Annotated in this window: 19 protein-coding genes and 1 pseudogene; 7 read left to right on the forward strand and 13 right to left on the reverse strand. The window is 65.5% G+C overall.

The window, feature by feature from the left end:
• Nucleotides 1-883, forward strand: a pseudogene (locus KH616_RS10230) (DNA mismatch repair protein MutS); the annotation flags it as partial.
• A 22-nt stretch (nucleotides 884-905) separates the two neighbouring features.
• Nucleotides 906-2,141, forward strand: a complete 1,236-nt coding sequence (locus KH616_RS10235) for a hypothetical protein (RefSeq protein ID WP_292243787.1) — start codon at nucleotides 906-908, stop codon at nucleotides 2,139-2,141.
• Here the strand turns inward: KH616_RS10235 and KH616_RS10240 are convergent.
• A complete protein-coding gene (locus KH616_RS10240; protein ID WP_292243788.1) occupies nucleotides 2,121-2,660 on the reverse strand; it encodes a peptidylprolyl isomerase in 540 nt (179 codons plus the stop codon). The genes KH616_RS10235 and KH616_RS10240 overlap by 21 nt on opposite strands.
• Before the next feature lie 32 nt (nucleotides 2,661-2,692).
• On the opposite strand from KH616_RS10240, the gene KH616_RS10245 reads away from it, so the two are divergent.
• Nucleotides 2,693-3,916, forward strand: coding sequence for a cupin domain-containing protein (locus KH616_RS10245; RefSeq protein ID WP_292243789.1), 1,224 nt, complete (start codon nucleotides 2,693-2,695; stop codon nucleotides 3,914-3,916).
• A 599-nt stretch (nucleotides 3,917-4,515) separates the two neighbouring features.
• On the opposite strand, the gene KH616_RS10250 is transcribed toward KH616_RS10245, so the two are convergent.
• The 9 genes from KH616_RS10250 to KH616_RS10290 all read right to left on the reverse strand — a co-directional run bounded on the left by KH616_RS10250 (nucleotide 4,516) and on the right by KH616_RS10290 (nucleotide 12,434).
• Nucleotides 4,516-5,292 carry an MBL fold metallo-hydrolase gene (locus KH616_RS10250; protein WP_292243790.1) on the reverse strand — a complete coding sequence of 259 codons (777 nt, stop codon included), beginning with the start codon at nucleotides 5,290-5,292 and terminating at the stop codon, nucleotides 4,516-4,518.
• A 4-nt stretch (nucleotides 5,293-5,296) separates the two neighbouring features.
• The gene (gene bamC / locus KH616_RS10255; RefSeq protein WP_292243792.1) at nucleotides 5,297-6,442 is read right to left on the reverse strand and encodes an outer membrane protein assembly factor BamC; all 1,146 of its coding nucleotides are present in this window, start codon (nucleotides 6,440-6,442) and stop codon (nucleotides 5,297-5,299) included.
• 111 nt (nucleotides 6,443-6,553) lie between these two features.
• Nucleotides 6,554-7,459 carry a 4-hydroxy-tetrahydrodipicolinate synthase gene (gene dapA, locus KH616_RS10260; RefSeq protein WP_292243793.1) on the reverse strand — a complete coding sequence of 302 codons (906 nt, stop codon included), beginning with the start codon at nucleotides 7,457-7,459 and terminating at the stop codon, nucleotides 6,554-6,556.
• 45 nt (nucleotides 7,460-7,504) lie between these two features.
• A complete protein-coding gene (locus tag KH616_RS10265) occupies nucleotides 7,505-8,107 on the reverse strand; it encodes a class I SAM-dependent methyltransferase (protein ID WP_292243794.1) in 603 nt (200 codons plus the stop codon).
• Between the two features lie 5 nt (nucleotides 8,108-8,112).
• Nucleotides 8,113-9,315: a tryptophan--tRNA ligase gene (locus KH616_RS10270; RefSeq protein ID WP_292243795.1), complete on the reverse strand. Its 1,203-nt coding sequence runs from the start codon at nucleotides 9,313-9,315 to the stop codon at nucleotides 8,113-8,115.
• 8 nt (nucleotides 9,316-9,323) lie between these two features.
• Nucleotides 9,324-9,986: a site-2 protease family protein gene (locus tag KH616_RS10275; RefSeq protein WP_292243796.1), complete on the reverse strand. Its 663-nt coding sequence runs from the start codon at nucleotides 9,984-9,986 to the stop codon at nucleotides 9,324-9,326.
• 50 nt (nucleotides 9,987-10,036) lie between these two features.
• On the reverse strand, nucleotides 10,037-10,669 hold the full coding sequence (locus KH616_RS10280) for an L-threonylcarbamoyladenylate synthase (protein ID WP_292243797.1): 633 nt from the start codon (nucleotides 10,667-10,669) through the stop codon (nucleotides 10,037-10,039).
• 67 nt (nucleotides 10,670-10,736) lie between these two features.
• Complete coding sequence (locus tag KH616_RS10285; RefSeq protein ID WP_292243798.1) at nucleotides 10,737-11,567, reverse strand: 3',5'-nucleoside bisphosphate phosphatase; 831 nt, start codon at nucleotides 11,565-11,567, stop codon at nucleotides 10,737-10,739.
• Between the two features lie 72 nt (nucleotides 11,568-11,639).
• Entirely contained in the window at nucleotides 11,640-12,434 is a 795-nt protein-coding gene (locus KH616_RS10290) for an alpha/beta fold hydrolase (RefSeq protein WP_292243799.1), read from the reverse strand.
• Between KH616_RS10290 and KH616_RS10295 the strand changes: the two genes are divergently transcribed.
• Nucleotides 12,433-12,630 carry a hypothetical protein gene (locus KH616_RS10295; protein ID WP_292243800.1) on the forward strand — a complete coding sequence of 66 codons (198 nt, stop codon included), beginning with the start codon at nucleotides 12,433-12,435 and terminating at the stop codon, nucleotides 12,628-12,630. The two genes, KH616_RS10290 and KH616_RS10295, sit on opposite strands and share 2 nt — an antisense overlap.
• Before the next feature lie 79 nt (nucleotides 12,631-12,709).
• Here KH616_RS10295 and KH616_RS10300 read toward each other — a convergent pair whose 3' ends face one another.
• Nucleotides 12,710-13,561 (reverse strand): ferritin-like domain-containing protein, encoded by an 852-nt coding sequence (locus KH616_RS10300; protein ID WP_292243802.1) that lies wholly within the window; start codon nucleotides 13,559-13,561, stop codon nucleotides 12,710-12,712.
• A 138-nt stretch (nucleotides 13,562-13,699) separates the two neighbouring features.
• Here KH616_RS10300 and KH616_RS10305 point away from each other — a divergent pair, with 138 nt between their 5' ends.
• From KH616_RS10305 to KH616_RS10315, 3 genes are all read left to right on the forward strand, one after another.
• A complete protein-coding gene (locus KH616_RS10305) occupies nucleotides 13,700-14,224 on the forward strand; it encodes a gamma carbonic anhydrase family protein (RefSeq protein ID WP_292243803.1) in 525 nt (174 codons plus the stop codon).
• A 28-nt stretch (nucleotides 14,225-14,252) separates the two neighbouring features.
• A complete protein-coding gene (gene hslO / locus KH616_RS10310) occupies nucleotides 14,253-15,203 on the forward strand; it encodes an Hsp33 family molecular chaperone HslO (RefSeq protein ID WP_292243804.1) in 951 nt (316 codons plus the stop codon).
• Nucleotides 15,204-15,334: 131 nt separating this feature from the next.
• Complete coding sequence (locus KH616_RS10315) at nucleotides 15,335-15,685, forward strand: hypothetical protein (RefSeq protein ID WP_292243805.1); 351 nt, start codon at nucleotides 15,335-15,337, stop codon at nucleotides 15,683-15,685.
• 127 nt (nucleotides 15,686-15,812) lie between these two features.
• On the opposite strand, the gene ftsB is transcribed toward KH616_RS10315, so the two are convergent.
• Both ftsB and eno read right to left on the reverse strand, forming a co-directional pair.
• Nucleotides 15,813-16,238, reverse strand: coding sequence for a cell division protein FtsB (gene ftsB, locus KH616_RS10320; protein WP_292243807.1), 426 nt, complete (start codon nucleotides 16,236-16,238; stop codon nucleotides 15,813-15,815).
• An 82-nt stretch (nucleotides 16,239-16,320) separates the two neighbouring features.
• The coding region (eno, locus tag KH616_RS10325; RefSeq protein ID WP_292243809.1) for a phosphopyruvate hydratase at nucleotides 16,321-17,553 on the reverse strand (1,233 nt) is incomplete at its 5' end.

A 17,553-nucleotide genomic window follows, 5' to 3' on the forward strand; every position in this document is an offset into this window, starting at 1 on the left:
CGTGATCGAGCAAGGCCGCCACCCGGTCGTCGAAGCGCAGGTCGAGCAGTTCATCGCGAACGATTGCACTCTGACCGCCGACCGCAAGCTGCTGCTGATTACCGGCCCGAACATGGGCGGTAAGTCGACATTCATGCGGCAGACCGCGCTGATCGCGCTGATGGCCTACGTGGGCAGCTACGTGCCGGCGAAAGCCGCGCGTTTCGGCCCGATCGACCGGATCTTCACGCGCATCGGCGCGGCCGACGATCTCGCCGGCGGCCGCTCGACGTTCATGGTCGAAATGACCGAAGCGGCTGCGATCCTCAACGACGCGACCCCGCAAAGCCTCGTGCTGATGGACGAAATCGGCCGCGGCACGTCGACGTTCGACGGTCTGGCGCTCGCATGGGCGATTGCACGCCACCTGCTCGCGCAAAACGGTTGCTACACACTGTTCGCAACGCACTACTTCGAGCTGACGCAGTTGCCGGCCGAGTTCCCGCATGCGGCGAACGTTCATTTGTCGGCGGTCGAGCACGGTCACGGCATCGTGTTCCTGCACGCGGTCAACGAAGGTCCGGCGAACCAGAGCTACGGCCTGCAGGTCGCGCAGCTCGCCGGCGTGCCGGCGCCCGTGATTCGCGCGGCACGCAAGCATCTTGCGTACCTCGAACAGCAATCCGCCGCGCAACACACGCCGCAGCTCGACCTGTTCAGTGCGCAACCGGCAGCCGACGATTTCGAGTGCCTTGACGCACCGTCCGCACCGAGCGCCCAGCATCCGGCACTCGACAGACTGCGCGACATCGACCCCGACGATCTGAAGCCACGCGAAGCACTCGATCTGCTGTACGAATTGCGCGCGCTGGCACAGTCGCACGATGCTGACGGGCCCGCGTAAGCGCACAGCATCCGCCCTGCGCATGCGGCTCGCGATCGCGCTGGCCGCGGCCGCGTCGCTTGCGTATGCGCGAGCAGGCGAAACAGCTGCGCCTGCGCGGCACGACAACGCCTCCTATTCGTTTGCGGTCGTCTCAAGCGTCATCGAGTCGCCCGCTGACGAAACGTCGGCACAGCGCATGCTCGAAGCAATCACCCGTGAACGCAATCTCGCGTTCATCGTGTATGCCGGCAACCTGAAAGGCGCGAAGGAAGCCTGCCGCGATCAGCTCTACACGCAGCGCGGCGCCATACTCGGCGCCTCTCGCCTGCCGCTCGCGTTCATTCCCGGCCACCACGACTGGGTAACATGCAACACCACAACGAGCGGTGGTTACGATCCGGTCGAGCGGCTCGATTTCCTGCGGCAGACGCTATTCACCGACGCCGCGACATCCAGTCCAGGCGCGCTGCAGATCACACGGGAGAGCGAAGTCGCGCGCTTTCGTCCGTACCGCGAAAACGCCCGCTGGACGCGCGACGACACGGTATTCGTCGCGCTCAACGTACCAGCGCCAAACAATCATTACCTGACGGCCGGTGGCCGCAATGGCGAATTCGAGGATCGCACCGTTGCGAACGGATTCTGGATCGAGCACGCAGCCGAATACGCGAAGCGTCGCGGCGCGCGCGCACTGGTGATGTTCTTCGAGGGAGATCCGCAGTTCGATCGTCAGGAACGTGCGGAACGTTTTGCGTGGCTACGCTTCAATCGCCCGCGCACCCGTGATGGCTTCCGCGAGTTGAAACGCACGCTGGTGAAAGCCGCGGCAATTTACCGCGGCCCGATACTGATCGTGCATACGAGCGGCGAGCCGCTCGCAAGCGGTTTCTTAATCGACCGCCCGCTGCATGCCGACAGCGGAGAGATCGTGACCAATGTCACACGCGTCGCGATCGGGCCACGCCAGCCCGCCCATCAATGGGTGAAAGTCAGCGTCGCGCCGTCATCTCAGACGCGCTTCAACATCAGCCTGCAGGACGTGCCGAAGAACCTGCCCGTGCCGCCGGCGTTGCCGGCCGTCCCGCACGACGACGTCCCCATGCCGCAGATGCCCGAGATTCCTGCACTGCCGGCGTTGCCAGACCTGTCGTCCGCACCGCCGGTGCCGGGTGGCACCACGGCGCCGAACGGCCTGCAAAGCGGCTCGCCCGCACCGGAGCAGACACCCACCCCGGCACCCGGCGTTCCTGCCAGCTCAGTGCAGCGTGTGCCCTGACGGCTTGCCGTCCTCGTCTTCGTCCTCGTCGACGATTTCGAGCCCTTCCGCGCCGTGCGCGTGCTCATGCTCGATCTCGTCCGCGGTCGCTTCGCGAACATCCTTGACCGTCAGCGAAAAACGCAGCGCCATGCCTGCGAGCGGATGGTTGCCGTCGAGCACGACCTTGTCGTCGGCGATGTCGGTCACCGTATAGATCAGCGTGTCGACCTCGTCGTCACCGCCTTCGGGCGTACCTTCGAACTGCATGCCGACTTCGAGGGGTTCGGGAAAGCGGTCACGCGGCTCGATCTTCACGAGTTCCGGATCGTAGTCACCGAACGCATCCTGCGGTTCCAGCTGAATCTGCGCCTGATAACCCGGTTCCTGGCCATCGAGCTGTTCCTCGATTTTAGGGAACGTGCCATCATAGCCGCCGTGCAGATAAACCATCGGCTCGTCGCTTTCCTCGATCAGATTGCCTTGCGCATCCGACAGCTTATAAGTGACCGATACGACGGTGTTTTTTGCGATTTTCATCCAATTCTCCCAAATACAACTGTCATTATACGATGCGCAAACGGTCTCAAGCCGAACTGTCGGGCAGCGCAAGCGCCCCGTTCGGCGCGCCGCCTCCCGACACACCCACACCGCTGCTCGGCGGCCTTTCGCCGGCGCAGTTCATGCGCCGATACTGGCAGAAAAAGCCGCTCCTGATCCGCCAGGCGATTCCGGACGTGACGTCGCCCCTCTCGCGCGACGCGCTGTTCGAGCTGGCCGGCGACCACGACGCCGAATCGCGGCTGATCACGCATTTTCGTAACAAGTGGCAACTCGCGCATGGCCCGTTCGCCCCGGCCGATCTGCCGCCCGTCACGCGCCGCGCATGGACGCTGCTGGTACAGGGCCTCGACCTGCATAACGACGCCGCACGGGCGCTTCTCGAGCGTTTCCGCTTCGTTCCCGACGCGCGCCTCGACGACCTGATGATTTCGTATGCGACCGATGGCGGCGGTGTCGGCCCGCACTTCGATTCGTATGATGTGTTCCTGCTGCAGGTGCACGGCAAGCGGCGCTGGCGCATCGGCGCGCAGAAGGATCTGTCGCTGCAGCCGGACGTGCCGCTCAAGATCCTCTATCACTTCGAGCCGACCGACGAATGGGTGCTCGAGCCGGGCGACATGCTCTACCTGCCGCCGAACATCGCGCATGACGGCATCGCCGAAGGCGAATGCATGACCTGCTCGATCGGCTTCCGGGCCCCGTCCGCCGGCGAACTGGGCGCGGAATTTCTCTACTATCTCGCCGAACGCGGCGGCCTGCGCAACGGCGGCCGCGGCGACGACCTGTACCGAGATCCAAATCAGCCCGCGGTCGATACGCCGGCACAGCTGCCGCCCGCGATGGTCGAACGCGTCGCTGCGATCGTCGGCGGGATCAAATGGCGCGAACAGGACGTCGCCGCGTTCCTCGGTTGCTACCTGAGCGAGCCGAAACCGAACGTCGTGTTCGATCCGCCTGCGCGGCCGCTGTCCGAGCCCCGGTTCGTTGCACAGGCGGCAAAACGAGGCGTACATCTCGACAGACGCGCCGCATTGTTGTATAACGCGCGCTCGTACTTCATCAATGGCGAGGAAGAACCGCTCGGACAAGCCACCAAATGGCTGCCGGAGCTGGCCAATCAGCGTCGGATGGAGGCGAAACGGTTTGTAACACTCTCCCGGGATCCTTCCATGACAGCTTTGCTGCACGAATGGTATTGTGCGGGCTGGATACGGGTCGGTGTCCGGGATTAGTGTGCGTTGGCCCGTATGCCCATACAAACCGAAATTTGTATGGGAAAGACAACGTATTGACCCCGCATTTGTCGACGGTCGATAGGAAAGTGCATATAATTTCCGCCCAAGCCGTAGGGAAGATTCACGCTCTAGAAGTGCGTCTCCACCAGCGGCTCAGGTCGGTGTTGGAGCACATTACCGGTATTGTTTCGCGCTGTTGCTTACCTTTAACCATAAAAGGACGTGATCATGAAGAAATCCCTCCTCGTAGCTTCCCTGTTGGCTGCTGTTGCACTGGCTGCTTGCAACAAGAGCGCAGACCAAGCTGCATCGTCGGCTGCTAGCGACGCTGCTGCTGCCGCTTCGTCGGCTGCTTCGGCAGTTGCTGGTGCTGCGAGCGACGCAACGACGGCTGCATCGTCGGTGGCTGGTGCTGCTAGCGACGCAGCTGCTGCAGTGGCGTCGGCTGCTTCGGCAGCGACGGCTGCTCCGGCTTCGGGCGCAAGCCAGTAAGCCTCAGCGTCAGCTGAATGAAAAACCGGCCCGCGGGCCGGTTTTTTTACGCCTGTCGTGCCAGCATGCGCCCTTTGCGGGCCGCGCGCATGCCAGGAACCGCTCTACCCCAGTCCCAACCAGTCGAAGCCCGCCTCCTGCGACGCCACGACCACATCGCTGCCGTCCGTTCCCAGCACGTTCGCAAACGCCTGGCGCGCCAGCTCAGGCAAATTGTTTTGCTGGCTCAGGTGAGCCGCGACAAGATGCCGCAAACGGCTGCGCTCGAGCGATGCCAGGATGCCGGCCGCTGCATCGTTGCTCAGATGTCCGTGGCTGCCGCCGATCCGCGCCTTCAGCGAGCGTGGATAGCGGCTTGCCGCCAGCATTGCAGTATCGTGATTCGATTCGAGCACGAGCGCATCGCAGCCGCTCAATACGGCGGTGATATGCGGCGTGGAAGCGCCGACGTCGGTCAGCACGCCGAGACGGCGACAACCGTCCATGAAGACGAACTGGAGCGGCTCACGCGCGTCGTGAGGGACGGTATAGGGCAATACGGCGAGATCGCGGATCTGAGCCGTCTCGTCGCCCCAGAGGACATGCAGGTCGACGTCAGCCTCGTCCGCACCGACCGCGCGCGCGGTGCCCCAGCTCATGTAGAGCGGCAGCGACGCGCGCCGGGCGAGCGTCAGGGCGCTGCCGACGTGGTCGCTGTGTTCATGGGTGATGAGGATTGCATCGAGATCGCCGATGCCAAGATTCAGGCGGCCGAGCCGGCGCTCGACCTCCTTTGCCGAAAAGCCGCAGTCAAGCAGCACGCGGGTCGTGGTCGTCCCGCTCGCGGCCTCGACGACAAGCGCATTGCCGTCGCTGCCGCTACCCAAACTCGCAAACCGCACGCGCTCAGTTCAGCTGTGCGTGGAGCAGCGAAATGATCCGCTGAGCCTCCGACGATTTGTCGACCTGGCCGTTCGCATCGACGACCGCGACCTGCGTGCCGCCGTTACCCTGCGCACGCACGTTCACGAGGAATTCCTTGCCCGGCTTCGCCGCGGTCGGACCGCCATAGAACAGCTTGCCGAACAGGCCGTCGCGCTTGAGCTCTTCCATCGAATTCGCATAGCGGACGGAATACAGGCCCTTTTCGCGGTCGCGGCTGTCGACCGTGAAGTTGGTGCGGTCAAGCGCGAGGCCGACACGCAGCCACGCACGGTCGAACGATTCCGCCAGTTGCAGCGTCGATGCACCGGCACTCGCGGCATCGACTTGTGCAGGCGCGGCCGTCGTGCGCGCGTCGGCCAGCAGTTGCTTAGCCTGCGCCTCCGTCAGGCCGAACTTCTGCATCATCTTCGTCAGGAACACGGCCTCCAGCACCGGATTGCGCGGTCGCTCCTCCCAGCGCGACGAGGTGCCGCCCTGCGGGCCGACCAGCATTTCCTCCATCGCGCTGTGCGTGATCGAGATATCGGTGTTGCCATCCGCCGTACGGCTCACGAGCGTGCGGAAACGGTCGCGGGTGCCGGACGAATAGGCGAAATCGATGACCTTGCCGACCGTGCGCCGGAACCAGTCGTCGGGAATGTTCGCGCGGTTTTCCGCCCAGTCGGTGATCATGATGCCGGTCGATGGCGCATCGGTCTTCAGCGAGAAGCCATTGTCCTGCCAGAAATCCTTCAGCAGCGGCCAGAGTTGCTCAGGCGTCCGGCCATCGACGACCAGCCAGCGACGGTCGCCGTCGCGCTCGATGTGCATTCCGAGCGGATCCTGCGCGGTCGGCACGCCGTCCGTCGCATTCCCGGCCGCGGTCGTCGCGCGCGGAGGCAGCGTGCCGAGCCCGGCGTTGGACGGCGGCGCAACGAACTGCTGGCTCGTCGGCACCGGTTTCAGGTCGCCCGGCACCGCGAGCGGCGGCGCCGAACCGGTATTCTTGTAGTTGACCTTGTCCGGCGCCAGGTAATCATTCAGCGTATCGCAGCCGGCAAGCGCGCCCAGCGCAAGCGCCATCACAGACATCTGTACGGCACGAGTGGAAAAGGCAGAACGTTTCATGAAATCCTTCGTCTTGCTTGAACGCTCGTCAGGAGCGGCGCCGGGCGCAGCCGGCCGGGCGGGGTTGGGGGTGGGTTGAACGGGCGGCCGCTGGACGCGGCCGCCCTGGCGTCACGCGAGGACGCCGGCCTCGATGAGTGCCGAACGTACGGCTTCGTGGCAGCGCTCGTCAAGTCGGGTGAGCGGCAGGCGGATCCCGCCCTGAATCTTGCCCATCGCCTCCAGCGCCCACTTCACCGGGATCGGATTCGCCTCGATGAACAGGTTCTTGTGCAGCGACAGCAGCATCATGTGCAGTTCGCGCGCGGTCTGCACGTCGCCTGCCAGTGCCGCGCGGCACAGTGCGCTCATCGCGCGCGGCGCGACGTTCGCCGTGACCGAGATGTTGCCGTGGCCGCCCAGCAGCATCAGCGCGATCGCGGTCGGATCGTCGCCGCTGTAGATCGCGAAATGCTTCGGCGCGGCCTTGATCAGGTGAACTGCACGGTCGATGTTGCCCGTGGCCTCCTTCACGCCGATGATGCCCGGCACCTGCGCGAGACGCAGCATCGTCTCGTTCGCCATGTCCGCGACCGTCCGGCCCGGCACGTTGTACAGGATCACCGGCAGGTCGACCGCCTCGGCGATCGCCTTGAAGTGGCGATACATGCCTTCCTGCGTCGGCTTGTTGTAGTACGGCACGACCTGCAGCGTCGCATCCGCTCCGACCGCTTTCGCGTGCTTCGTCAGCTCGATCGCCTCGGCGGTCGAGTTGCCGCCCGCACCCGCGATGATCGGAATGCGCTTAGCCGCATGCTCGACCGCGGTCCGGATCATCAGGATGTGTTCCTCGACGTTGAGCGTCGCGGATTCGCCGCTCGTGCCGACCACGACCAGCGCATCCGTTCCTTCTTCGATGTGCCAGTCGATCAGTTTGCGAAATGCCGGCAGGTCGAGACTGCCGTCTTCGAGCATCGGGGTGACGATCGCGGGAATGCTGCCGCGGATTCGAATGTCGTCTTGGGTGCCGTTAGCCATGAAACGCGATTGATTTGAACCAGTAAACGTGGAGATTGTAGCGGATTAGCCGCGCAGTTCGTAACGCGGAAATTCCACCCCTTGCGCCGGGGTCACACCCTCGCGCACCGCGCAGATGCGCTGGATGAATGCTTCGCGCGGCGCCGCGACAAAGCCATCCTCATACCCTACTACCCGCAACCGTCCGCTTACCGCCTCCAGCAACTCGCCGGGCGCGAGCAGGAATGCCGGATTGGACGGTTTGCCGACCGTTTGGTTGCCTTGAGCGAAAGTCTCGTAAATCAGCACGCCGTCCGGCGCGACCGCCTCGCTGAGATGCGGCCACAGCGGACGGTGCAGATAATTCGTGACGACCACGGCCGAAAACCGCTCGCCCGCCGGCAGCGGCCACGGCGCGCCTTCGAGATCGGCTTCGCGCGCGTCGACGCCCGGCATCGCCCGCAGCGACGCGAGCGCCGCCGGATCACGCTCGAGCGCGACGACCGGATGCCCGCGCGATGCGAACCAGCGCGCATGCCGCCCACCGCCCGCGGCGACGTCCAGCACCGCGCCGCCCGCCGCAACCAGATGCGACCAGCGGGCAACCCAGCCGGACGGCGCGGCGAGCGCGCCGTGGCCGCCCGCGGCCAGCATGACAGACTCGCTCATGTCGCTCAGCTATACGAAAGACCCATCGCCTCACGCACGTCGCGCATCGTCTCCGTGGCGTACTTGCGTGCCTTGTCGCAGCCGTCCGCGACGATTGCGCGCAGCAGCGACGGATCGTCCATGTACTTCTGCGCGCGTTCGAGCATCGGTTGCTGCTCGCGCAGGATGCCGTCGATCACCGGCTGCTTGCAATCGAGGCAGCCAATGCCCGCCGATCGGCAGCCCTTCTGCACCCATTCGTGCGTCGCCTCGTCCGTGTAGACCTGATGCAGCTGCCACACCGGGCACTTGTCCGGATCGCCCGGATCGCTGCGGCGCACGCGCGCCGGGTCGGTCGGCATCGTGCGAACCTTTTTGGTGATCGTCTCGGCGTCTTCGCGCAGGCCGATCGTGTTGCCGTACGACTTCGACATCTTCTGGCCATCGAGGCCCGGCATGCGCGATGCCTCGGTCAGCAATGCCTGCGGCTCGACGAGGATGATCTTGCGCGCGCCCTCGAGGTAGCCGAACAGGCGCTCGCGGTCGCTCATCGACAGGCTCTGCGACTCCTGCAGCATCGCGCGGGCCTGTTCGAGCGCCTCCTCGTCACCTTCCTGCTGATACGCGTTGCGCAGCTCGTGATACAGCTTCGCCCGCTTGCCGCCGAGCTTCTTCGCAGCCTCGAGCGCCTTCTCCTCGAAGCCCGGCTCGCGGCCGTACAGATAGTTGAAGCGGCGCGCGATCTCGCGCGTCATCTCGACGTGCGGCACCTGATCCTCGCCGACCGGCACGAGCGAGCCGCGGTACAGCAGGATATCCGCCGCCATCAGCACCGGATAGCCGAGGAAGCCGTAGGTCGACAGGTCCTTTTCCTTCAGCTTCTCGATCTGCTCCTTGTAGGTCGGCACCCGCTCGAGCCAGCCGAGCGGCGTGCTCATGCCGAGCAACAGCGCGAGCTCCGCGTGCTCGGGCACCTTGCTCTGGATGAACAGCGTCGCCTGCGCCGGGTCGATGCCAGCCGCCAGCCAGTCGATCAGCACGTCCCACACGTTCTTTTCGATGACCTCCGGTGTCTCGTAGTGCGTCGTCAGCGCATGCCAGTCGACGACGCAGAAGAAGCACGGGTACTCGGACTGCAGCTTCACCCAGTTTTTCAGCACGCCGTGGAAGTGGCCGAGATGCAGCGACCCGGTGGGCCGCATGCCGGAAAAAATACGATCAGGGAACATGATTGTCGTTAGAAAAGCGAAGCGAAAGGAGTCAGGATGGCGGCCACGACGTCGTAGCCCGCATTGACGAGCGGACGCAGCCAGAATTTTGTCAGCACGCCCGATGCGACCAGCACCAGGACGATGATGAAGCCGTACGGTTCGATGCGGGACAGCGCGATCGATTGCTTCGGCGGCAACAGCGCGGCCAGCACGCGACCGCCGTCGAGCGGCGGCAACGGAAACAGGTTCAGCACGCCGAGCACCAGGTTGACGCCGACGCCGGCCGCGGCCATGCGCGTGAAGAACGGCTCGTCGATCGCGGCAGCGGCGAGCGCGATGCTCAGGCCGCCCCACACGAGCGCCTGCACGAAGTTGCATACGGGGCCCGCGAGTGACACCCACAGGCTGCCCCAGCGCGGATTGCGCAGGTTCTGGAACGCGACCGGCACCGGCTTTGCATAACCGAACAGGAACGCGCCGCCCGTCAGGAAATACATGGCGAGCGGAATCGCGATCGTGCCGATCGGATCGATATGGCGCATCGGATTGAACGACACGCGGCCCATCATGTAGGCAGTGTTGTCGCCCAGCAGGCGTGCGGCGTAGCCGTGCGCGGCTTCGTGCAACGTGATCGCGAAGATCACGGGCAGCGCGTAGACGGCGATGGTCTGTATCAGGGAAGCATCCATAACGCGTTATTGTAACAAGCGCAACCGCGCACCAAGGGAACCGCGCATGCTTACGCGGACGCCAGCCCGAACGGCTCGAGCGGGCCGCGTCCGGCGCGCACGAGCGCCGGCTCGTCGCCCGTCAGGTCGATCACCGTCGACGGTTCGCGCGGACAAGGGCCGCCGTCGATCACGAGATCCACCTGCTTTTCGAGTTGCGTGCGGATGTCCTCGGGATCGTTGAGCGGATCCTCGTCCGCCGGCAGGATCAGCGTCGTGCCGAGCAGCGGCTGCCCGAGCGTCTCGAGCAGCGCGAGCGTGATCGCATGTGCCGGCACGCGCAGACCGATCGTCTTGCGCGACGGGTGCGACAGCCGGCGCGGCACCTCCTTCGTCGCATGCAGAATGAAGACGTACGGCCCCGGCGTCACCGACTTGATGAGCCGGTATTGCCGGTTGTCCACCGTCGCGAAGTTGGCGAGTTCCGACAGGTCGCGCACCAGCAGCGACAGATGCTGCTTCTCGTCGAGGCCGCGAATGCGGCGCACGCGCTCGACCGCGTCCCTGTCGTCCAGGTGACATGCGAGCGCGTAGCTGGAGTCGGTCGGCAACGCAATCACGCCGCCCTTGTTGACGATCTCCACCGCCTGCTTGATCAGGCGCGGCTGCGGATTTTCCGGATGAATCCTGAAGAATTGGGACATGGAAACACGGGAGTTGGAAGTGTACGGGCGCGCCGCGCGGACGGCATACGCCGCCGGTTGCGGAACGTCAGAGCCAGCGTTCCCAGACCGGCTTCAGGTCGGCGGGCAGCGGCGGCAGGCTGCCGAGCTCGACACGGCCCTCGCCCGGCGCGTGAAAATCCGATCCGCGCGACACCTCGAAGCCATAGCGCCGCGCCACATCCGCATATTCGCGATATTGATCCGGCGTATGACTGCCGGTGATCACCTCGATCGCCCGACCGCCGAGATCGATGAACTCGCCGAAGAAAGCGGCAAACTGGACCGGGCTATAGCGGTAGCGGCCCGGATGGGCGACCACCGCCTCGCCGCCCGCGCCGCGGATCCATTGCACGGCCTCCGGCAGCGTCGCCCAGCGATGCGGCACGTAACCCGGCTTGCCGTCGCCGAGCAGCCGATCGAACACGTCGGAAGTTGATTCGGCGTGGCCATTCTCGACCAGGAATCGTGCAAAGTGCGTCCGCGAAATCAGGTCGGGATTCGATACGTATTGCAACGCGCCTTCGTAGGCGCCGGGGATGCCGAGTTTCCCGAGCTGCGCGCCGATGGCCTGCGCGCGCGCCGCGCGGCCGTGGCGCGTGCGATACAGGCCGTCGACGAGCGCCGGATTTTCCGGATCGATATGCAGGCCGACGATATGCACGGTACGCGACGCCCAGGTCACCGAAATCTCGACACCGTTCAGATAGCGCATGCCAAGCGCTTCCGCCTCGCTGCGCGCCGCCGCCTGGCCGCCCACCTCGTCGTGATCGGTCAGCGACCAGAGGGTCACGCCGCCGGCATGGGCGCGGCGCGCAACGTCGGCGGGCGACAGCAGCCCGTCGGAGACATTCGAGTGGCAGTGGAGATCAGCGTTCATCGTCGGCATGGGAGGTGGACGTCCATTCTACTGCAACGCGGCACATTCGCCGCGACGCCCCTGCCGCCCGCTTTACGCGCAGAACGCCTCGATCAGCGCCGCGACCTGCTCCGGCTGGTCGTGGTGCACCATGTGGCCGGCGTCCTCGACGAGCTTCTCGCGCCAGTCAGGGAACGCCTTGAAGCGCGCCTTGAACTCCGGCAAGGGGATGTCGCCGGCCAGGAATGCAAGCGTCGGCGAGTTCACCGCCTCGACATGCAGTACCTTCGCACGCACCTGTGCCCAGACCGCCATCACCTCGTCGAGCCGGTACAGCAGCGGGCTCCTCATCTTGTGCGCGGGATCGGCGAGCAGATGATAGAGACCGTCGTCGCCGCGCTTCGACCAGTGCGCGGCCAGGAACGCCGCACGGCGCGGATCGAGTCGCGGATTGGTCTTGATGAGCCTCGCAGCCACCGCGTCGAGCGACGCATAGAGCTTGAGCGCCGGCGGCTCGCGCAGATCGTCGAGCCAGCCGCGCAGCCGGTGCGGCGCCTGCGCCGCGCGCGCGGGCGCCAGCCCGAACCCCTCCAGATCGACGACGCGGCGCACGCGCTCCGGCCGCGCCCCGGCGTACAGACACACGACGTTCGCGCCCATGCTGTGCCCGACCAGATTGACCTCGCCCGCCGGCGCGTAGTGGTCGATCAGCGCGTCGAGATCGCCGAGGTACTCGTGGAACCAGTACTGGCCGCCGCCGTGCCGCGCGACCGGCCAGTCGGACAGGCCAAAACCGCGCGCATCCGGCGCAATCACGTGCCAGTCGCCAGCCAGCGCATCGACGACGAACTGGAACGACGCCGCGACGTCCATCCAGCCGTGCAGCATGAACAACGTCGGCGCGTCCGGCCGGCCCCAGCGCCGGACATGCAGCTTCACGCCGCGGACCGTGACGAAATCGGATACAGAACTCGTGGCATTCATCGCAGCGAATAAAAAAGAATGGTCGTTCGATTATAGCGATGACCCGTTCGCCGCGCTGGCGCCGATGCGGATCTGCACACGTATCGAGGCACTTCTCTAGGATCTAGGATCGGCCCCGCGCGAACGCACGGCTCGCGGCAGCCACCGGCGCTTCGCCAGGCAAGCCGACCCCGGCCGCGCTATCCGCGCGGCTCGGCGCCTTCCGGTGCCGCCAGTTCGGCCAGTTCGGCCGCGTCGAACCCGGCACTGAGTCGGGCCTCGAAGTTGAACGGCCCGCGCAGCCGCGGCGCGCGATACTGCTCGGCGAGTTGCCGATAAGCCGGCACCGGATCGCGCCCCGCGCGCACGCACAAATACCGGAACCAGCGGTTGCCGATCGCGACATGGCCGATTTCGTCGCGCAGAATCACATCGAGAATCTCCGCCGACGCGTGATCGCCCGCCTGGGCCAGCCGCGCGCGAATCGGCGGCGACGCGTCGAGTCCACGCGCCTCCAGCGTGCGCGGCACAAGCGCCATTCGGGCGAGCACGTCGGCCGCCGTGCGTTCGCACATGTCCCAGAGTCCGTTGTGGGCCGGGAAATCGCCGTATGCGTGTCCGAAGCCGGCAAGCCGGTCGGCGAGCAGCGAAAAGTGATGCGCCTCCTCGGCCGCCACCCTGAGCCAGTCCGCGTAGAAATCGGCTGGCTGGCCCGCGAAGCGCCACACCGCATCGAGCGCCAGATTGATCGCGTTGAATTCGATATGCGCGAGCGCGTGAAGCAGCACGGCCCGCCCTTCGGGCGACCGCATGCTGCGCCGCTCGAGCGCGCGCGGCTCGACGAGCACGGGACGCGCCGGGCGCCCCGGCAGTCCGGCCGGTTCAGACAGGACGAGCGACGGATCGATCGTCGCCTGCCCGGCCTGCAGCGCGTCATGCAATGCGCGCACCAGCGCGGCCTTGTGGACCGGCTCGGGCTCACGCAGCGCGGCCAGCGCTGCGCGGCGCACGCAGGACGACGGGTCGGTGGACGAAGTGGAAACCATGCTCATAAATGGGGACGCCGTCGCATGCGTGCCGGGAGCGCGCGCACGCGACGGTTTACAATATGCGTTTGTGCCTCGGCGGTGCTCGCCGGGCGAAATGCGCCATTTTACCGGCGCCCATCGAACGAGACGGAAGGAGACACCGTGACGATCTACAAGCTGGGCGAGACCGCCCCGACGATCCACGAAAGCGTGTTCGTCGCCGATACGGCGGCAATCATCGGCAAGGTCGTGCTCGACGAAAACGCGAGCGTGTGGTTCGGTGCGACGATTCGCGGCGACAACGAGCCGATCACCGTCGGCGCGGGCAGCAACGTGCAGGAAGGCGCGGTATTGCACACCGATCCCGGCTACCCGCTGACGATCGCCGAAAACGTGACGATCGGGCACCAGGCGATGCTGCACGGCTGCACGATCGGCGAAGGTTCGCTGATCGGAATTCAGGCGGTGGTCTTGAATGGAGCGGTCATCGGCCGCAACTGTCTGGTTGGCGCCGGCGCGGTCGTGACGGAGGGCAAGACGTTTCCGGACAATTCGCTGATTCTCGGCGCCCCGGCCAAGGTGGTGCGCGAGCTGTCGGCCGAGGACATCGCGCGCCTGCGCGCAAATGCGAAGACGTACGTCGACCGGCGTGCGCATTTCAAGGAACAACTCGTGCGGATCGGTTGACGCCGGCCACGATTTTCAAGGAAGAAGAGTGAGCGACCAGTTACAGAAATTCATGTTCAACGCGGCACCGGTGCGCGGCGAGATCGTCTCGCTGCGCAATACGTGGCAGGAAGTGCTCACGCGCCGCGACTATCCCGCGCCCGTCCGCACCGTACTCGGCGAAATGATGGCCGCGTGCGCGCTGCTGTCGGCGAACCTGAAATTCCACGGCACCCTCGTCATGCAGATCTTCGGCGACGGCCCGGTGAAAATGCTGGTCGTGCAATGCGGCTCCGACCTGTCGATGCGCGCGACCGCGAAGTTCTCCGGCGAGGCCGCGCAGACGATCGGCGACGGCATGGGCTTCGCCGAACTCGTCAATGCAAGCGGCCACGGCCGCTGCGTGATCACGCTCGATCCGGCCGACAAAAAGCCGGGCCAGCAGCCGTATCAGGGCATCGTCCCGCTGAACGGCGAGGACGGCCCCCTGACATCCATCGCAGACGTGCTCGAGCATTACATGCGCCATTCGGAGCAGCTCGACACGCGCCTGTGGCTCGCCGCGGATCGCGAACGCGCGGTCGGCATGCTGCTGCAGAAACTGCCCGGCGACGGCGGCATCGTGCCGCGCAACACCGAAACCGACGCGGATACGTGGGAGCGCGTGTGCACGCTCGGCGGCACGCTGTCCGCGCAGGAACTGCTCGAAGTGGATCCGGAGACGGTATTCCGCCGGCTTTTCTGGCAGGAGAACGTTCAACACTTCGAGCCGGCCGTCACGCGCTTTCTGTGCACGTGCTCGCGCGAGAAAGTGGGCGCGATGCTGCGCATGCTCGGGCGCGACGAAGTCGACGGCGTGATCGCCGAACGCGGCCACGTCGAAATCCACTGCGACTTCTGCAACCAGCGCTACGAATTCGATCCGGTCGACGTCGCGCAATTGTTTTCGACGCCCGAACTCGCGGCCGGCCTGACGCCTGCCGCCGAGCAGCGTCACTGAGCCGTACGCCTGCGCCGCTGACGCGCAGGCGCATCATGACGAACGAGACCCGCATGCCGCCATGCCCATGCCGCAGCCCGTGGGCGCGGCATGGCGCCATCCTCGTCGCCGCATGCTGCCGGAGAAGGGACATGAATCGCCTGTTTCGCACGATCGCACTGGCCAGCACCACGGGGGCGCTCGCACTCACCGGCTGCGCAGTGCAGCCGACCTCCACGATCCTGAGCCGCCTGCCCGAACAGGCTGCGGCCAGCCAGCCACAGGCGTTGACGCCCGCGGAGCGCAAGCGCTACGACGAAATCGACCGTCAGGTATTGCGGGAACAGAATGACGCGATGGCCGCCGAAGCCGCCGCACGAGCGTGGTCGTACTATGCGCCGCCGCCCGTCACGTTCTACGGCGGCTACTCGAATGGTGGCTGGGGGCCGGGCTGGAGCACCGGGTTCGGTTATGGCTACGGCTATCCGGGCTGGTGGTGGTAACGCCGCATTGACGCGTTTGCCGAACGGCGGGAAATAAACATGCGCGGATTTTGAAATACCCGCCCAAAGGCAGGCATCGCGCCGCCCCTTGAAACGCCTTTCACGATGATCATCGGCGCCGCCGCACTCAATGCTGGACGGACTTGCCCTTCTCGCCGCCATGCCGCCTGGACGGCTTCGCGATCGACTGCGGATTCGGCACGACGCGCACCGGCGCTGCCGAAACTTCACCGCGTGTCGACGTATTCGATGGCGTATTGACGACCGGTGCGGCCGGCGCATTCGGCGCCACGAACTGCACGAACACCTCGCCGTCCTTCACCATGCCCATTTCGTAGCGCGCGCGCTCCTCGATGGCCGCCGTGCCGCTCTGCAGATCCTGCACCTCGCCCGCCGTCCGCTCGTTGCGCAGTTTCTCCCCGGCGTTCTTCTGCAATTGGTTGTCGAGCTGCTTACGCAACTCGTGCACGCGCAACCAGCCGCCATGCCCCCACCAGAGGGGATACTGAATGAGCGCCAGCAGGGCAATCAGAACGACAGTGACAAGCCGCATGTACGAACCGCAGATATAAGAAGCGCCGCTCCACGCATCACGCAGAGCGGCGTCGTTTCATGACTTACCGGATAGTAGCGCGTTAGCGCAGGTTGTAGAACGCCGACTTGCCCGGGTAGCTCGCGATGTCGCCGAGATCTTCCTCGATGCGCAGCAGCTGGTTGTACTTCGAAATACGATCGCTGCGCGACAGCGAACCCGTCTTGATCTGGCCTGCGTTCAGACCGACCGCGATGTCCGCGATCGTCGAATCTTCGGTCTCGCCCGAGCGGTGCGAAATCACGGCCGTGTAGCTCGCGCGCTTCGCCATCTCGATCGCCGCGAACGTTTCGGTCAGCGTGCCGATCTGGTTGATCTTGATGAGGATCGAGTTCGCGATGCCCTTCTCGATGCCTTCCTTCAGGATGCGCGTGTTGGTGACGAACAGGTCGTCGCCGACGAGCTGAACCGTCTTGCCGAGGCGGTCGGTCAGCAGCTTCCAGCCATCCCAGTCGCCTTCGTGCATGCCGTCTTCGATCGACACGATCGGGAACTTGTCCGCGAGCGTCGCGAGGTAGTCGGTGAATTCAGCCGACGACAGTTGCAGGCCTTCGCCCGCGAGCTGGTACTTGCCGTCGTGGTAGAACTCCGACGCCGCACAGTCGAGCGCGAGCAGCACGTCTTCGCCCGCACGGTAGCCCGCCTTCTCGATCGCCTGGAGGATCGTCGACAGGCACTCCTCGTTGCTGCCGAAGTTCGGCGCAAAGCCGCCCTCGTCACCCACCGCCGTGCTCATGCCGCGGTCGCCGAGAATTTTCTTCAGCGCGTGGAACACTTCCGCGCCGCAACGCAGGGCTTCACGGAACGTCGGCTGGCTGACCGGAACGATCATGAATTCCTGGATGTCGAGGCTGTTGTTCGCGTGCGCGCCGCCATTGACGATGTTCATCATCGGAACCGGCAGCTGCATCGCGCCCGAACCGCCGAAATAGCGGTAAAGCGGCAGGCCGGCCTCTTCAGCCGCAGCCTTCGCGACGGCCATCGACACGGCCAGCATCGCGTTCGCGCCGAGACGCGACTTGTTGTCGGTGCCGTCCAGCTCGAGCAGCGTCTTGTCGAGGAACGCCTGCTCCGATGCGTCGAGGCCCATGATCGCTTCGGAGATCTCGGTGTTGATGTGCTCGACTGCCTTCAGCACGCCCTTGCCGTTGTAGCGGCCGGCTTCGCCGTCGCGCAGTTCGATCGCTTCACGCGAGCCGGTCGACGCGCCCGACGGCACGGCCGCGCGGCCCATCGTGCCCGATTCGAGCAGCACGTCGCATTCGACGGTCGGGTT

The organism is Burkholderia sp. (assembly GCF_018375725.1).
Taxonomy (GTDB): Bacteria; Pseudomonadota; Gammaproteobacteria; order Burkholderiales; family Burkholderiaceae; genus Burkholderia.

Coding starts and splice junctions, on each gene's coding strand:
- KH616_RS10265 (WP_292243794.1), bottom strand. CDS start 8,107: ATGAGCGAGTCTGTCATGCTGGCCGCGGGCGGCCACGGCGCGCTCGCC.
- KH616_RS10285 (WP_292243798.1), bottom strand. CDS start 11,567: ATGAACGCTGATCTCCACTGCCACTCGAATGTCTCCGACGGGCTGCTG.
- bamC (WP_292243792.1), bottom strand. CDS start 6,442: ATGAAACGTTCTGCCTTTTCCACTCGTGCCGTACAGATGTCTGTGATG.
- KH616_RS10235 (WP_292243787.1), top strand. CDS start 906: ATGCGGCTCGCGATCGCGCTGGCCGCGGCCGCGTCGCTTGCGTATGCG.
- ftsB (WP_292243807.1), bottom strand. CDS start 16,238: ATGCGGCTTGTCACTGTCGTTCTGATTGCCCTGCTGGCGCTCATTCAG.
- KH616_RS10300 (WP_292243802.1), bottom strand. CDS start 13,561: ATGAGCATGGTTTCCACTTCGTCCACCGACCCGTCGTCCTGCGTGCGC.
- KH616_RS10275 (WP_292243796.1), bottom strand. CDS start 9,986: ATGGATGCTTCCCTGATACAGACCATCGCCGTCTACGCGCTGCCCGTG.
- KH616_RS10240 (WP_292243788.1), bottom strand. CDS start 2,660: ATGAAAATCGCAAAAAACACCGTCGTATCGGTCACTTATAAGCTGTCG.
- KH616_RS10270 (WP_292243795.1), bottom strand. CDS start 9,315: ATGTTCCCTGATCGTATTTTTTCCGGCATGCGGCCCACCGGGTCGCTG.
- KH616_RS10290 (WP_292243799.1), bottom strand. CDS start 12,434: ATGCTGCACGGCTGGATGGACGTCGCGGCGTCGTTCCAGTTCGTCGTC.
- dapA (WP_292243793.1), bottom strand. CDS start 7,459: ATGGCTAACGGCACCCAAGACGACATTCGAATCCGCGGCAGCATTCCC.
- KH616_RS10245 (WP_292243789.1), top strand. CDS start 2,693: ATGCGCAAACGGTCTCAAGCCGAACTGTCGGGCAGCGCAAGCGCCCCG.
- KH616_RS10315 (WP_292243805.1), top strand. CDS start 15,335: ATGAATCGCCTGTTTCGCACGATCGCACTGGCCAGCACCACGGGGGCG.
- KH616_RS10295 (WP_292243800.1), top strand. CDS start 12,433: ATGAACAACGTCGGCGCGTCCGGCCGGCCCCAGCGCCGGACATGCAGC.
- KH616_RS10280 (WP_292243797.1), bottom strand. CDS start 10,669: ATGTCCCAATTCTTCAGGATTCATCCGGAAAATCCGCAGCCGCGCCTG.